The 14,569-nt window shown below is 71.5% G+C and carries 16 protein-coding genes; 3 read left to right on the top strand and 13 right to left on the bottom strand.

Annotated features, from left to right (window positions below; genetic code table 11):
- Positions 1-83 precede the first annotated feature (83 nt).
- The 8 genes from rnc to IF00_RS0136175 form a co-directional block, all read right to left on the bottom strand.
- The gene (gene rnc, locus IF00_RS0136210; protein ID WP_030325600.1) at positions 84-896 is read right to left on the bottom strand and encodes a ribonuclease III; all 813 of its coding nucleotides are present in this window, start codon (positions 894-896) and stop codon (positions 84-86) included.
- A gap of 20 nt (positions 897-916) precedes the next feature.
- On the bottom strand, positions 917-1,090 hold the full coding sequence (rpmF, locus tag IF00_RS0136205; protein ID WP_015036448.1) for a 50S ribosomal protein L32: 174 nt from the start codon (positions 1,088-1,090) through the stop codon (positions 917-919).
- A 2-nt stretch (positions 1,091-1,092) separates the two neighbouring features.
- Complete coding sequence (locus tag IF00_RS0136200) at positions 1,093-1,767, bottom strand: YceD family protein (protein ID WP_037639915.1); 675 nt, start codon at positions 1,765-1,767, stop codon at positions 1,093-1,095.
- 129 nt (positions 1,768-1,896) lie between these two features.
- Entirely contained in the window at positions 1,897-2,955 is a 1,059-nt protein-coding gene (locus IF00_RS0136195; protein ID WP_030325596.1) for a hypothetical protein, read from the bottom strand.
- Between the two features lie 110 nt (positions 2,956-3,065).
- Positions 3,066-3,545 carry a pantetheine-phosphate adenylyltransferase gene (gene coaD / locus IF00_RS0136190; protein ID WP_193384147.1) on the bottom strand — a complete coding sequence of 160 codons (480 nt, stop codon included), beginning with the start codon at positions 3,543-3,545 and terminating at the stop codon, positions 3,066-3,068.
- A gap of 26 nt (positions 3,546-3,571) precedes the next feature.
- Positions 3,572-4,156, bottom strand: a complete 585-nt coding sequence (gene rsmD, locus IF00_RS0136185) for a 16S rRNA (guanine(966)-N(2))-methyltransferase RsmD (RefSeq protein WP_030325594.1) — start codon at positions 4,154-4,156, stop codon at positions 3,572-3,574.
- A 67-nt stretch (positions 4,157-4,223) separates the two neighbouring features.
- On the bottom strand, positions 4,224-6,416 hold the full coding sequence (gene recG, locus IF00_RS0136180) for an ATP-dependent DNA helicase RecG (protein ID WP_030325592.1): 2,193 nt from the start codon (positions 6,414-6,416) through the stop codon (positions 4,224-4,226).
- Positions 6,417-6,475: 59 nt separating this feature from the next.
- Positions 6,476-8,092: a DAK2 domain-containing protein gene (locus IF00_RS0136175; RefSeq protein WP_030325590.1), complete on the bottom strand. Its 1,617-nt coding sequence runs from the start codon at positions 8,090-8,092 to the stop codon at positions 6,476-6,478.
- Positions 8,093-8,368: 276 nt separating this feature from the next.
- Between IF00_RS0136175 and rpmB the strand changes: the two genes are divergently transcribed.
- On the top strand, positions 8,369-8,554 hold the full coding sequence (rpmB, locus tag IF00_RS0136170) for a 50S ribosomal protein L28 (RefSeq protein WP_015036441.1): 186 nt from the start codon (positions 8,369-8,371) through the stop codon (positions 8,552-8,554).
- 125 nt (positions 8,555-8,679) lie between these two features.
- Here the strand turns inward: rpmB and thiD are convergent, their stop codons facing one another.
- Positions 8,680-9,480: a bifunctional hydroxymethylpyrimidine kinase/phosphomethylpyrimidine kinase gene (gene thiD, locus IF00_RS0136165; RefSeq protein WP_030325588.1), complete on the bottom strand. Its 801-nt coding sequence runs from the start codon at positions 9,478-9,480 to the stop codon at positions 8,680-8,682.
- Entirely contained in the window at positions 9,477-10,439 is a 963-nt protein-coding gene (locus tag IF00_RS0136160; protein WP_030325586.1) for a thiamine-phosphate kinase, read from the bottom strand. The genes thiD and IF00_RS0136160 overlap by 4 nt, the downstream gene beginning before the upstream one ends.
- Positions 10,440-10,672: 233 nt before the next feature.
- Between IF00_RS0136160 and IF00_RS0136155 the strand changes: the two genes are divergently transcribed.
- Together IF00_RS0136155 and IF00_RS0136150 are read left to right on the top strand one after the other, a co-directional pair.
- Positions 10,673-10,906, top strand: a complete 234-nt coding sequence (locus IF00_RS0136155; protein WP_015036438.1) for an Lrp/AsnC family transcriptional regulator — start codon at positions 10,673-10,675, stop codon at positions 10,904-10,906.
- A gap of 20 nt (positions 10,907-10,926) precedes the next feature.
- Complete coding sequence (locus tag IF00_RS0136150; RefSeq protein ID WP_051820790.1) at positions 10,927-11,409, top strand: DUF3515 domain-containing protein; 483 nt, start codon at positions 10,927-10,929, stop codon at positions 11,407-11,409.
- 54 nt (positions 11,410-11,463) lie between these two features.
- Here IF00_RS0136150 and IF00_RS0136145 read toward each other — a convergent pair whose 3' ends face one another.
- The 3 genes from IF00_RS0136145 to IF00_RS0136135 all read right to left on the bottom strand — a co-directional run bounded on the left by IF00_RS0136145 (position 11,464) and on the right by IF00_RS0136135 (position 14,475).
- Positions 11,464-12,603, bottom strand: a complete 1,140-nt coding sequence (locus IF00_RS0136145) for a D-alanine--D-alanine ligase family protein (protein ID WP_030325581.1) — start codon at positions 12,601-12,603, stop codon at positions 11,464-11,466.
- 121 nt (positions 12,604-12,724) lie between these two features.
- Positions 12,725-13,726, bottom strand: coding sequence for an NAD(P)H-dependent glycerol-3-phosphate dehydrogenase (locus IF00_RS0136140; protein ID WP_030325579.1), 1,002 nt, complete (start codon positions 13,724-13,726; stop codon positions 12,725-12,727).
- Entirely contained in the window at positions 13,723-14,475 is a 753-nt protein-coding gene (locus IF00_RS0136135) for a lysophospholipid acyltransferase family protein (RefSeq protein WP_030325577.1), read from the bottom strand. Before IF00_RS0136135 ends, IF00_RS0136140 begins: the two co-directional genes overlap by 4 nt.
- Positions 14,476-14,569: the final 94 nt, after the last annotated feature.

The following is a 14,569-nucleotide window of genomic DNA, read 5'->3' as shown; positions in this document are numbered from 1 at the left end:
CCGCGAGGAGGACGGAGAAGAGGACGGGAAAAGACGAGAACCCCGCCCTGGGGCGGGGTTCTCGGGAAGCGGGGGTGCGGCCGTCAGGCCGACGCCCGGTGGGCGGTCGGAGAGGGGTCGGCGACCTCTCCCGTTCCCGCCTCGGCCGCGGCCTTCGCCGCCGCCGCGCGCTCGTCCGCGGCCGCGCGGATCGCGCGCCACGCGGACTCCGCCGCCTGCTGTTCCGCTTCCTTCTTGCTGCGGCCGGTGCCGGTGCCGTACGAGACACCACCGACGCGGGCGGCAGCAGTAAAGGTCTTCTCGTGGTCCGGGCCCTCTTCGGAGACGAGGTACTCCGGAACGCCCAGACCCTCGGCCGCGGTGAGCTCCTGGAGACTGGTCTTCCAGTCCAGGCCGGCACCGAGGTTCGAGGACTTCTCGATCAGCGGGTCGAAGAGCCGGTGCACCAGCTCGGACGCCGCGTCGAGGCCCTGGTCGAGATAGACCGCGCCGATCACCGCTTCAAGGGTGTCGGCGAGGATGGACGCCTTGTCCCGGCCACCCGTGCCCTCTTCGCCCCGGCCGAGCCGGATGAAGGAGCCGAGTTCGAGTTCGCGTCCCCCGTCCGCCAGCGCACGCGAGTTGACCACCGCGGCCCGCAGTTTGGCCAGCTGGCCTTCCGGCAGGTCGGGGTGGGTCCGGTACAGCGTGTCCGTGACCACCAGGCCGAGCACGGAGTCCCCGAGGAACTCCAGCCGCTCGTTGGTGGGCAGACCGCCGTTCTCGTACGCGTACGAACGGTGGGTCAGCGCACGCACCAGAAGGGCGGACTCGAGCTGATAGCCGAGCCGCCCTTCCAGAAGCGTGTGGGACGAGGCATGGTCCGTCTTGTCGTCCGTCTTGCGGGACTCAGACATTGCGCCTCTCACCAGCCCAATCAGACCGAGAGGACCTGGCGCTTGTTGTAGGTGCCGCAGCTCGGGCACGCGATGTGCTGCAGCTTCGGCTCCTGGCAACGCTCACACGAAACCAGGGTGGGGACCGCAGCCTTCCACTGCGACCGGCGGTGGCGCGTGTTGCTGCGCGACATCTTCCGCTTCGGAACAGCCACGGCTACTTCTCCTGCTTCTCGGCGGCGCTTCGGACGTCCCCGTCAGAGGCTTTGCCGCTCATGTTGTCCTTCTCATCGGTTCCCAGCGAACCGGCGAGTCCCTGCAGTGCCGCCCAACGAACGTCGACGGCGTCATGGTGGTGGTCCGGGTTCTCGTTCAGGTTGGTTCCACACTCGGAACACAGGCCTGCACAGTCCTCCCGGCACACCGGCTGCATCGGCAGTGCGAGCACCACCGCATCACGCAGCACGGGTTCGAGGTCGAACATGCCGTCCTCGAGGGGGATCATGTCCTCGTCTGCCTCGGCTTCGTCGTCCGCGGCCGCCTTGGAGCGGCCCCGGTCGTCGGAGTCGGGGTACGAGAACATCTCCTGGAAGTCCACATCGAGCTCCAGCTCGACGGGCTCCAGACACCTTACGCACTCCCCCTCGGCCGATGCACGGGCGGTGCCTGTGACAAGCACCCCTTCCATGACCGACTCAAGACGGAGATCGATTTCCACCGGAGCGCCCTCGGGCACTCCGATCACTCCTTCGACGCCCAGGTCCCTGGGGGCCTCGATCGAACGCGAGAGCCGCTGGAGGGCACCAGGACGCCGCCCCAGCTCGTGCGTGTCGAACACGAGGGGGTTGCGGTGGTCGAGGCGCGTGCTCAGGGCTCTTCCTGCTTTCGAAATCGTGCTGCGTCGAGGAGGCTGCCAGACGTGGGCAGCATGGATCGCGGAGATACGCGCGACCGAAGAGCCAGGATACTGGACGCTTCGCTCAGGGCCCAATCCGGGCCTTGGGGTCGTACCGACCCCGCGCTACTGCCCCTGTTCGTAGCGGCGGAGCTGCTCCAGGTCGATCATGCCCGTGTCGAAGAAGCTCGTCTCGTCGAGCGCCGCGCCCTGCTGCTGGTGCCCCTGCGGATGGACCTGCTGCTGGACGGGCTGCTGGTACGCGTACGGGTCCTGCTGCTGGTAGCCGTACGGGTCGGCGTGCTGCGGCTGCTGCTGGTACGCGTACGGATCGGGCTGCTGCTGGACCTGCTGATAGCCGGCGTACGGGTCGGGCTGCTGCACCTGCTGGTACGCCGCGTACGGGTCGGGCTGGGGCTGGGACTGCTGCTGGGCGGGGATCTGGACCGGTTCCGGGTCCGAGAGCTCCGCGAGCCCGGCCAGATAGTCGGAGTCACTGGTGTGCACGGAGCCGCCGAGACCCTCCTGGGCGGCCATGTGCTCGCCCAGCGCGTCGGTGGCGATCCTGCCGTGCAGCTTCTGCCGTCCCCGTCCGACGGCCTCCAGGGTCTTGCTGAGCACCGCCTCGAAGGCGCCGAGCTTGGCGTCGACGTACTCGTCGGCCCGGTGGATCAGGGTCTGCGGGTCGGCGCTGTACTCGGGGGCGTCCTCGTCCGCGTAGCCGTTCTGGTCGAGGCCCGGGCCCCGGCCGAGGAGCTTCTCGCGGCCCCGGTCGACGGAGCCGATCGTCTTGTTGAGGACGACCTCGAAGTTCGCCAGCTTGGAGTCGACGTAGTCGTCGGCCTCGGCGCGGACCTCCTCGGCCTCGCGGCGGGCCTCGGAGAGGATGCGGTCGGCCTCCTCCTGCGAGAGCCGGGCGACCTGCGTGTCGGAGACGATCGAGCCGCGCTCCGCGTGGGCCGCCTCGATGATCCGCTCCGCCTCCTGGCGGGCCTGCTCGACCATGTGCTCGCGGCCGCCGATCAGCTCCTGGGCCTGCGCGAGGGAGCCGGGCAGGGCCTCCCGTACCTCTTCGAGCAGGGCGAGCAGCTCGGCGCGATTGACCACGCAGGATGCCGACATGGGCATGGAGCGGGCGCCCTGCACGGTCGCGACGATCTCGTCGAGCTTCTTCTGTACGTCCACCGGGTGCTCGCCACTCTCTACAGCTGGATGGAGACGGACGGGACGACTGTAAGGGCAGTCGGCGCCCGTCCGACACCGGGTGACGGAGCGTCAGCGGCGGTGGCCGCGCGTCACTTCTGCGCCAGGCGCTCGGTCAGCCGGGGCAGGACCGTCGGCGGGACCAGGTGGGAGACGTCGCCGCCCCAGGCCGCGACCTCCTTGACCAGCGAGGACGACAGGAAGCTGTAGGTCGGGTTGGTGGGGACGAAGAGGGTCTCCACACCCGTGAGGCCGTTGTTCATCTGGGCCATCTGCAGCTCGTAGTCGAAATCGCTGACCGCGCGCAGTCCCTTGACGATCGCGGGGATGTCGCGCTGCTTGCAGAAGTCGACGAGCAGTCCGTGGAAGGACTCCACCTCGACGTTGCCGAAGTCGGCGGTCACCTCGCGGATCAGCTCGATCCGCTCGTCGACCGTGAACAGGCCCTTCTTCGACTGGTTGATCATCACCGCGACATGTACGACGTCGTACAGCTTGGAGGCGCGGGCGATGATGTCGAGGTGTCCGTTGGTGATGGGGTCGAATGACCCCGGACAGACGGCGCGGCGCAACTTGGGTCCCTCGCTCTCCGGTCCGGTCATCGTGCGTCTTCGCACGTAGAGGCGGCGCGACCGTACCAAAACGTTCCCTCGCCGTAACGACGGGCCCGCAGTGGTTCGAAACCGGCCGGCCAGCCGAACTCTCCGCCTCTGGTGCTGCGCTCCACGGTGACGAGGGCGTCGTCCGCGAGCCAGCCCCCCGAGCGGAGTGTGAGGAGAATCTCGCGAAGATCCTCGTCGGTGACGGCGTACGGCGGGTCGAGAAAGACCAGGTCGTACGGGTCGGAGGGCGCCGGTCCCGTCACGATCTGCTCCGCTTTGCCGGTGCGGAGTTCGGCGCCGGGCAGACCGAGCGAGGAGATGTTCTCGCGGATGGTCCGAGCGGCGCGCGGCTCGGCCTCGACGAGGAGGGCGTGGGCGGCTCCCCGGGAGAGCGCTTCGAGGCCGACGGCGCCGGAGCCGGCGTACAGGTCGGCGACCCTGGCCCCGTCGAGGGTGCCGAGGAACGCCCCCCAGGTGGAGAAGAGGCCTTCGCGCGCCCGGTCGGAGGTGGGGCGGGTTCCGTTGCCGGGCGGCACGGCCAGGCGGCGCCCGCCGGCGGTGCCGGCGATCACGCGAGTCATCGGTGTCCTCGTCCTGCGTCGTCCAGTGCGTACGTCTCAGGATATGACCGCGGTCCACACCGCGCGGTCAGCCCTTCTCCAGGTACTCCTCCCGGTCCTTGTCGAGCAGGGCGTCGAGCGCGGTGCGCAGGCCGGGGTGGGCGGCGAGGTCCGGGTCGGCGAGGACGAGGGCGGTGGCCTCCTCGCGGGCGGCGGCGATGACCTCCTCGTCGTCGATGACGGTGAGCACCCGCAGGGAGGAGCGGACCCCGGACTGGGCCTGGCCGAGGACGTCGCCCTCACGTCGCTGTTCGAGGTCGATGCGGGAGAGCTCGAAGCCGTCGAGGGTGGCGGCGACGGCGGCGAGGCGCTGGCGGGCGGGGGTGGCCTCGGGCATCTCGCTGACGAGGAGGCAGAGGCCGGGTGCGGAGCCCCGGCCGACGCGGCCGCGGAGCTGGTGGAGCTGGGAGACGCCGAAGCGGTCGGCGTCCATGATCACCATGGCGGTGGCGTTGGGGACGTTGACCCCGACCTCGATGACGGTGGTGGCGACGAGGACGTCGAGCTCGCCCGCGGCGAAGCGGCGCATGACGTCGTCCTTGTCGTCGGGGTGCATGCGGCCGTGCAGGACGGCGATCCGGAGTCCGGTGAGGGGCCCGGTGCGGAGCTTCTCGGCGACGTCGAGGACGGCGAGCGGCGGGCGCTTCTCGGCCTCGTCCTCGGCGGACGCCTTCGCCTTCTTCTTCTGGTCCTCCTCGTCGCCGATGCGGGGACAGACCACGTACGCCTGGTGGCCCTTCTCGACCTCCTCGCGGACCCGCTCCCACGCGCGCGTGAGGAAGTGCGGCTTGTCGGCGGCGGGCACGACATGGGTGGCGATCGGGGAGCGTCCGGCGGGCAGCTGGTCGAGGACGGAGGTCTCCAGGTCGCCGAAGACGGTCATGGCGACGGTGCGCGGGATGGGGGTGGCGGTCATCACGAGGAGGTGCGGGGGCTGTTTCCCCTTGCCGCGGAGGGCGTCGCGCTGCTCGACGCCGAAGCGGTGCTGCTCGTCGACGACGACCAGGCCCAGGTCGTGGAACTGGACCTTGTCCTCGATCAGCGCGTGGGTGCCGATGACGACGCCGGCCTCGCCCGTGACCAGGTCGAGGAGGGCCTGGCGGCGGGCCGCGGTGCCCATGGAGCCGGTGAGCAGGACGACCTTGGTGGCCCGGTCGGCGCCGCCGAGCATCCCTCCCTCGGCGAGCTCGCCCATCATCTCGGTGACGGAGCGGTGGTGCTGCTGGGCGAGGACCTCCGTGGGGGCGAGCATGGCGGCCTGTCCCCCGGAGTCGACGACGGCGAGCATGGCGCGCAGCGCGACCATGGTCTTGCCCGATCCGACTTCCCCCTGGAGGAGGCGGTGCATGGGGTGTTCGGTGGCGAGGTCGTCGAAGATCTCCTTGGAGACCTTCCGCTGACCGTCGGTGAGGGTGAAGGGGAGCTTGGCGTCGAAGGCGTCGAGGATGCCCCCGGGGACGGGCCGGCGGGCGACGGCGGGGAGTTGGGTGTCGGCGTGCCGGCGGCGGGCGAGGGCGACCTGGAGGACGAAGGCCTCGTCCCACTTGAGGCGTTCGCGCGCGGTGGCGATGTCGGCCTTCGTGCGGGGCCGGTGGATGAGCCGGAGGGCGTCGGGGAGCTCGGCGAGACCGCGGCCCTCGCGCAGGGCGTCGGGGAGCGGGTCGACGGCGTCGACGGCGCCGGGCAGGACGGCGTCGACGGCCTTGGCGATCTTCCAGGACTCCAGCTTGGTGGTGGCCGGGTAGATCGGGATGAGGGCGCCGGCCCAGACGTCCACGGCCTCCTCGCCGTCGCCGCGGAGGAGTTCGTACGAGGGGTGGGCGAGCTGGAGGCGCCGGTTGAAGAGCGAGACCTTGCCGGCGAACATCGCGCGGGTGCCGGGCAGCAGGTCGTGGTGCGGCTTGTGCACGCCCTTGCCGAAGAAGACCAGCTGGAGGCGGCCGCTGCCGTCGGTGATGGTCACTTCGAGGCGCTGGCCGCGCCCCTTGGAGCCGTTGAAGGTGTGCACACGGGCGTCGGCGACCTGTGCGACCACCGTGACGTGCTCGTCGAGCGGCAGGTCGGCGAGGGTCGTCAGCTCCCCCCGCTCGGCGTACCGGCGGGGGTAGTGGTGGAGCAGGTCACCGACCGTGTGCAGGTCGAGTGCCTCGGCCATGACCTTGGCGGTGGCGGGGCCGAGGGACTTCTTGAGTGGTTCGTCGAGCGCGGGCACGCGTTCCATTGCACACCACGCGACCGACAGTCGTCCCGGAGGCTGTGGACAACCGCCGGGAAAAACTCCTATTCCACCCCGATGAGCAGCGGCGGAGCGCCCGCGCCCGCGTGGTACGTGGTGGTGTCGACGGCGAGGTAGCCGCGCCGGACGTGGGCCTCCAGGTCGGGGGCGAGCCCGGTCGGGGTGTCGTCGGCGACGACGAGGGTGACGAGTTCGCCGCCGGCCGAGAGCATCCGGTCCAGGACGGTGCGGGCGGTCTCGGTGAGGTCGGTGCCGATGACGGCGACGTCGCCCTCGATGAGGCCGAGGATGTCGCCGGCCTGGCAGACGCCCGCCGAGGTGAAGGACTGCCGTTCGGCGACGGCGAGTTCGGCGTAGCGGGTGGCTCCGGCGGCGGCCGTCATGGCGACGACGTCCTCGTCGAAGCGCCGGTCGGGTTCGTGGACGGCGAGGGCGGCGATGCCCTGGACGGCGGCCCGGGTGGGGATGAGGGCGACGCGAATGCCCTCGGCCCGGGCGCTTTCGGCGGCGGCCGTCGCGGTCTGCCGCAGGTCGCTGTCGTTGGGCAGGAGGACCACTTCGCGTGCGTGGGCCCGCCGGATCGCGTCGAGGAGTTCGTCGGCGGCGGGCTGTTCGCCGGGCAGGGTCCGTACGGTGGTGGCGCCCGCCTCGGCGCAGAGCCCGGCGAGGCCCTCGCCGGGGACGACGGCGACGACCGCGCGCTGGGCGCGCTCCCCGCGCGCGGAGGCGGCGGCCGAGTCGGCGGCGAAGTGGGTGATCCGGATGCGGTGCGGCCGTCCGGCCTCGACACCGGCCTCGACGGCGGCGCCCGCGTCGTCGACGTGCACATGGACGTTCCACAGTCCGTCCCCGCCGACGACGACGAGGGACTCCCCCAGCGCGTCCAGCCGGGACCTGAGCAGCTCCACGGCCTCGTCCCCGGCCTCCAGGAGGTAGATCACCTCGAAGGCGGGCCCGTCCTCGGCGGGGCAGTCCTCCGGCGGTGCGGGCGTGATCCGCGCCTCGGGCACCGGCGGCGGGGTCTGTCCGGTCACGGTCTCGAGGAGGGCGCCGAGGACCGTCACGAGGCCTCTGCCGCCCGCGTCGACGACTCCGGCGCGTTCGAGGACGTCGAGCTGCCCCGAGGTGGCGGCGAGAGCGGTCCTGGCCCCGTCGTGTGCGTTCCTGGCCACCTCGACGAGCCCGCCGCCTGCGGCGCAGGCTCCGGCCGCGGCGCTCGCGACGGTGAGGATGGTGCCCTCCACGGGGTGGGCGACGGCCCGGCGGGCCGCGCTCGCGGCCTCGCCGAGGGCGCGGGCGAGGTGATCACCGTCACAGCCGTCGGCGAGGACGCCCGCCATGCCGCGGAGGAGCTGGGACAGGATGGTGCCGGAGTTCCCGCGGGCTCCGAGGAGCGCGCCGTGCGCCATGGCCCGTACGGTCTCGGCGGTGTCGGGTGCGGGCGCCGAGACGGCGAAGACGGCCTCGACGGCCTGGTGGGCGGCCTCCGCCGTCAGGTACAGGTTGGTGCCGGTGTCCCCGTCGGCCACGGGATAGACGTTGATCGCGTCGATCTCCTCGCGTTCCCGGCCGAGCGCGTCCAGCGACCGCGCGCACCAGGACCTGACCGCTTCGGCGTCGAGCTCGACGAGCTCCTCGAAGGGGTGAAGGGCTCGCGACAACGGGGGGTCCTCCTTCGGCGGTGAGCTCACCGCAGGGTAGACCCGAGGTGTCCCTCCCCCAAGCTCCCGGCTTCGCTCGGGCAGGGAGGACCCTCCGGTGACCTGGGCCCGGGGCGAGGTCCGCCGAGTCCATGCTAGTTTCGTTCCACCGAGCCAGCCGTTGTATGCTGCTTCGGTTGCCTGGTTCACACCGGGCCATCCCCCGGCAAGCCACTTCAGACTCCTGATTCCGGTGCGCCGGATTTCACTGTAATTCTGAAGTCTTTGGAGTGACCCGTGGCTGCCAACTGCGACGTCTGTGGCAAGGGGCCGGGCTTCGGCAACAACATTTCGCACTCGCACCGCCGTACGCCCCGTCGCTGGAACCCGAACATCCAGCGTGTGCGTGCCGTGGTCGGTCGGACGCCGAAGCGGCTCAACGTCTGCACCTCGTGCATCAAGGCCGGCAAGGTCTCGCGCTAATTGCGGCGTGTTCTGTCGTAGCGCAGCCCCTGCGGTTGCCTTGAAAGGCCGGTTCACCCAGGTGAACCGGCCTTTTGCCTTGCCCGGGTGCGGAAGGGCCGCCGGTGTGGGCACCGGCGGGGCGCTCACTCCCTGAACCGCCAGCCGTGGTCGACCGGCCCGATGCCCGCGCCCAGCGCGAATCCGGCGCCGATGGCCCCCGTGACGTACTCCTTGGCCTCCCGTACCGCCTCCGGCACCGGGAGCCCCTTGGCGAGCCCGGACGCCACCGCGGAGGCGAGCGTGCAGCCCGTCCCGTGGGTGTGCCGGTTGTCGTGGCGCGGGGCGCGCAGCCAGTGCTCCTCGGAGCCGTCCGTGAGCAGGTCCACGGCCTCCCGGCCGGTGGGCAGGTGCCCGCCCTTGATCAGCACCCACTCCGGCCCGTACGACAGGATCGCCTCGGCCGCGACGCGCATGTCGGCCTCGTGGACGACGTGGACACCCGTGAGCTGTGTCACCTCGTCCAGGTTCGGGGTGGCGACGGTGGCCCGGGGCAGCAGCTTCGTACGGACGGAGTCGAGCGCGCTCTCGGCGAGCAGGGAGTCCCCGTGCTTGGAGACGCCCACCGGGTCGACGACGACCGGTGATCCGGAGTCGCCGAGCAGCTCGGCGACGGTCTCCACGAGGGCGGCCGAGGCCAGCATGCCGGTCTTGACGGCCTGGACGCCGATGTCGTCGGCGACGGCCCGGTACTGGGCGCGTACGGCCTCCACGGGCAGCTCCCAGACGCCCTGGACGCCCCGCGAGTTCTGGGCGGTGACGGCGGTGAGCACGCTCATGCCGTGGACGCCGAGCGCGAGCATCGTCTTCAGGTCGGCCTGGATGCCGGCGCCGCCGCCGGAGTCGGATCCGGCGACGGTCAGCACCAGCGGCGGCGCGGAGGTCACTCGGTCTCCCCGAAGTGGTCCCAGCCGCCCGCGCTGTGCCAGGGCGCGCCGTCCACGGTGACCTGCGGAAGTGCGGAGGGGTTGAGGACCTCGCCGATGACCTTCCAGCGGGCGGGCAGTTTCACGTCGGGCGGGAAGGTGGCGACGATGGCGTGGTCCTCTCCCCCGGTGAGCACCCACTGCATGGGGTCGACGCCGACGGCCTGGCCGATGTCGTTCATCTGGGTCGGGATGTCGATGAGCCCGGAGCGCAGGTCGATGCGGACCTTGCTGGCCTCGGCGATGTGGCCGAGGTCGGCGATGAGGCCGTCGCTGACGTCGCACATGGCGGTGGCGCCGAGGCCGGCGGCCGCGGGGCCCGCGTGGTACGGCGGTTCGGGCCTGCGGTGGGCCTCGACGAAGGCGCGCGGCGACCGGAAGCCCCGGGAGAGGACCGCGTAGCCGGCGGCGGACCAGCCGAGCCAGCCCGTGTAGGCGACGACGTCGCCGGGCTGGGCGCCGCCCCGGGTGACCGGGTCGTGGTTGCGCAGATCGCCGAGCGCGGTGATGGAGACCATGATCGTGTCGCCCCGGACGACGTCGCCGCCGACCACCGCGGCGCCCGCGACCTGACATTCGTCGCGCAGTCCGTCCATGAGTTCGGTGGGCCAGGTGACGGGGAGTTCGGCGGGGACGACCAGGCCGAGGAGGAGCGCGGTGGGGACCGCGCCCATGGCGGCGATGTCGGCGAGGTTCTGTGCGGCGGCCTTGCGGCCGACGTCGTACGCCGTCGACCAGTCGCGGCGGAAGTGACGTCCTTCGAGAAGGATGTCCGTGCTGGCCACCACGCGCCGGTCGGGCGCGGAGACGACCGCGGCGTCGTCGCCCGGCCCGATCCGTACCGCCGGGGTGGAGGTGAGCCGGGACGTGAGCTCCTTGATGAGCCCGAACTCGCCCAGCTCTCCGACTGTGCCCTTCACCGCGCCTCACCTCGTGTCTTCGTGTCGGCCGGCGGGCGGGGGCGCGTCTGTTCGCGCCGCGGGTCGCGGGCCGTCACCGTGCTGGGTACCGTCAAGTAGACCGTCAACTTCTGTCCTGCGTACGCCACCCCGCGAGCGCCTCGGGACACGCAGGTCTCCCCGCGGCCCGCGGCGACGCGGTACCGTGGCGTCCCTTTCTCCCACAAGATCCTCGTGGTCGCCCTGGAGGTTCCGTGGTTCAGGCGTACATCCTCATCCAGACCGAGGTGGGCAAGGCGTCGACCGTCGCCGACACCATCTCCAAGATCCCGGGGGTGCTCCAGGCGGAAGACGTGACCGGTCCGTACGACGTCATCGTGCGCGCGCAGGCCGACACGGTCGACGAGCTCGGCCGTATGGTGGTCGCGAAGGTCCAGCAAGTGGACGGCATCACGCGCACCCTCACCTGCCCGGTCGTTCATCTGTAGCCCCCGTCTACGCTTGGCCGGTGAAGTCTTCCCACCGGCCCCTCGGCCTGCCCGCCGCCGTCACGGCAGCCGTACTGCTGCTGGCCGCCGCCGGCTGTTCCTCGCCGGACGCCGCGGCGTCCGTCGTGGTTCCCAGCCCCCCGGCGGCGGAGGCCGCCCTCTGCCAGGACCTGGCGAGGGAGCTTCCCGGCACCGTGGCGGGGCTGGAACGGAGTGACCCGGAGCCCGGCTCCGAGTTGACCGCCGGCTGGGGTGACGGTGCGATCGTACTGCGCTGCGGGGTGCCCCGGCCCGAAAAGATGAGCGATCCCCAGGCGCAGGGCGTCGAGGCGAACGGCGTCAACTGGATGCTGGAGCGTCCCGAGGGCAGCGGGCCCCGTTTCACCTCGACGTACCGGAAGACGTACGTCGAGGTCACGCTCGGCGAGCAGTACACGCACGACATGACGCCGCTGGCGGATCTCGCCGATCCCGTACGGAAGACCGTGCCGCCCAGCCTCTGAGGGCGGCGGCACGGTCTTCCGGGGTGCCGGGGCCTGTCGGACAGGCCCAAGGGGTCAGCGCAGGCCCGTGGAGCGGGTCAGCGCGGCCTGGATGAGCCGGTCGACGAGCTCGGGGTAGCTCACGCCGCTCTCCTGCCACATGCGCGGGTACATGGAGATCGGCGTGAAGCCCGGCATGGTGTTGATCTCGTTGATGACGAACTCGCCGTCCTCGGTGAGGAAGAAGTCGGCGCGGACCAGACCCTCGCAGGAGACCGCCTCGTAGGCGGCGACGGCGAGGCGCTGGATCTCGGCGGTGGCCTCGTCCCCGATGGGGGCGGGCACGATGCCGGAGGCCGAGTCGATGTACTTGGCCTCGAAGTCGTAGAAGTCGTGGTCCGTGACCGGCGGGATCTCGGCCGGCACGCTGGCGCGCGGCCCGTCCTCGAACTCCAGGACGCCGCACTCGATCTCGCGGCCGCGCAGCAGCGACTCGACGAGGATCTTGGGGTCGTGGCGGCGGGCCTCCTCGATGGCCTCGTCCAGGCCGGAGAGGTCGTCGACCTTGGTGATGCCCATGGAGGAGCCGCCGCGGGCCGGCTTCACGAAGAGCGGCCAGCCGTGCTCGGCGGCGAACTCGACGATCTTCTTGCGCGCGGCGGCGGGGTTCTGCTCCCACTCGCGCGGCCGGATGACCTCGTACGGGCCGACCGGGAGGCCGAAGGAGACGAAGACCCGCTTCATGTACTCCTTGTCCTGCCCGACGGCGGAGGCGAGGACGCCCGCGCCGACGTAGGGGACTCCGGAGAGCTCCAGGAGGCCCTGGAGGGTGCCGTCCTCGCCGTAGGGGCCGTGGAGCATCGGGAAGACCACGTCGACCTCGCCGAGGGCCCTCGGCACGGCGCCGGGCTCGGTGAGGACGACCTCGCGGTCGGCGGGGTCGACGGAGAGGACGACGCCGCCCTCGGTGGACTCGGCCAGGTCGGCGACGTTCGGCAGGGCGCGGTCGGCGATGGCCATGCGCTCGGGGGCGTCGGCGGTGAGCGCCCAGCGCCCGTCCGTCGTGATGCCGATGGGCAGCACGTCGTACTTGTCCCGGTCGATGGCGCTCAGGACGGCGCCCGCCGTGACGACGGAGATGGCGTGCTCGGAGCTGCGTCCGCCGAAGACGACGGCCACGCGCGGCTTGCGGGGGCTCTGGGTGTTCTCGCTCATATCGCGATGAGCGTACCTTGCGCGTCCCGAACGACCTTGCGGCCCCGGTCCCCTCGCGCGCGTCCGGCGCAGTGCGGCTCGGCGTCGCGCGGGGGCCCGGGACGGCACCGGCCGGTGGCGGCTACCGGCGCTCGGCCTTCGCGCTGCGCGACATCAGCTCCTTGAGCGCGACGACCGGCGGCTTGCCGTCGTGGACGATCGACACGACCGTCTCGGTGATGGGCATGTCGACGCCGTGGCGGCGGCCCAGATCGAGCACCGACTCGCAGGACTTGACGCCCTCGGCGGTCTGCTTGGTGGCCGCGATGGTCTCCTGGAGGGTCATCCCGCGGCCGAGGTTGGTGCCGAAGGTGTTGTTCCGGGAGAGCGGCGAGGAGCAGGTGGCGACGAGGTCGCCGAGGCCCGCGAGGCCCGAGAAGGTGAGCGGGTCGGCTCCCATGGCGAGGCCGAGGCGGGTGGTCTCGGCGAGGCCGCGGGTGATGAGCGTGGCCTTGGAGTTGTCGCCGAGGCCCATGCCGTTGGCGATGCCGACGGCGAGGCCGATGACGTTCTTCACGGCTCCGCCGAGCTCGCAGCCCACCACGTCGGTGTTGGTGTACGGGCGGAAGTACGGGGTGATGCAGGCGGTCTGGAGGCGCTGGGCGACCGTCTCGTCGACGCAGGCGACGACGGCGGCGGCGGGCTGCCGGGCGGCGATCTCCTTGGCCAGGTTGGGGCCGGTGAGGACGGCCACGCGCTCGGCGGGCACGTCGGCGACCTCGGTGATGACCTCGCTCATCCGCTTGGCGGTGCCGAGTTCGACACCCTTCATGAGGGAGACGAGGACGGTGTCGGGCGCCAGCACCGGCGCCCAGGCGGCGAGGTTGCCGCGGAGGGTCTGGGAGGGGACGACGAGGACGGTGAAGTCGGCGTCGTGGGCCGCCTCGGCCGGGTCGGCGGTGGCCGTGACGGCCGCGGGGAGTTCGACGCCCGGCAGGTAGTCCGGGTTGACCCGGGAGGCGTTGATCTCCTTGGCGAGTTCGGCGCGGCGGCCCCAGAGGCTCACCTCGCAGCCCGCGTCGGCGAGCACCATCGCGAACGCGGTACCCCAGGATCCGTTTCCGAAGACGGCTGCCTTGGTCACTTGGTGCCCCCTTCGGCGGCCCTGCGCCGCTGCTCCAGGCGCGCCTTGCGGTGGTCGTACGGTTCGGCGGGCGCCTGCTCGCCGCGGATCTGCTCCAGGAGCGCGGTGACGGCCGCCATGATGACCTCGGTCGCCTCGCGGAGCACCTCGGGCGTGGGCTCGAGTCCGTAGAAGCGGGAGAGGTCGACGGGCGGACCGGCCTGCACGGTCAGCGTCTTGCGGGGGAACAGGCTGAGCTTGTTCTCCTTGGCGTACGGCGGCATCGCCAGGTTGGCGCCCCACTGGGCCACCGGGATGACGGGGGCCCGGGTGAGCAGCGCGACGCGCGCGGCACCGGTCTTGCCCGCCATGGGCCACATGTCGGGGTCCCGGGTGAGGGTCCCCTCGGGGTAGAAGGCGACGCACTCGCCGCGCTCGATGGCGTCGACGGCGGCGCGGAACGCGTCGAGCGCGTTGGTCGTCTCCCGGTAGACGGGGATCTGTCCGGTGCCGCGCAGCATCATCCCGACGAAGGGGGCCTTGAAGAGGCCCGCCTTGGCGAGGAGGCGCGGGACCCGGCCGGTGTTGTACTGGTAGTGCGCGTAGGACAGCGGGTCCAGGTAGGAGTTGTGGTTGACCGCGGTGATGAAACCGCCGTCGGCCGGAATGTGCTCCATACCGCGCCAGTCCCGCTTGAACAGAACCACCAGGGGGGGCTTGGCGATGACCGCCGCGAGGCGGTACCAGAAGCCGATTCTGCGGCGGGGCACTCGTACACCTTTCTCCGGGACTGGCTGGCAGGGGGTCAAGTGTCGCCCCATGCTCCTGCTCTGTCGAGTGACACCGTACGCCCCGGGCCCTCCT

The organism is Streptomyces flavochromogenes, assembly GCF_000717595.1.
GTDB lineage: Bacteria > Actinomycetota > Actinomycetes > Streptomycetales > Streptomycetaceae > Streptomyces > Streptomyces flavochromogenes.
This window is presented reverse-complemented; position numbering and strand designations above follow the sequence as displayed.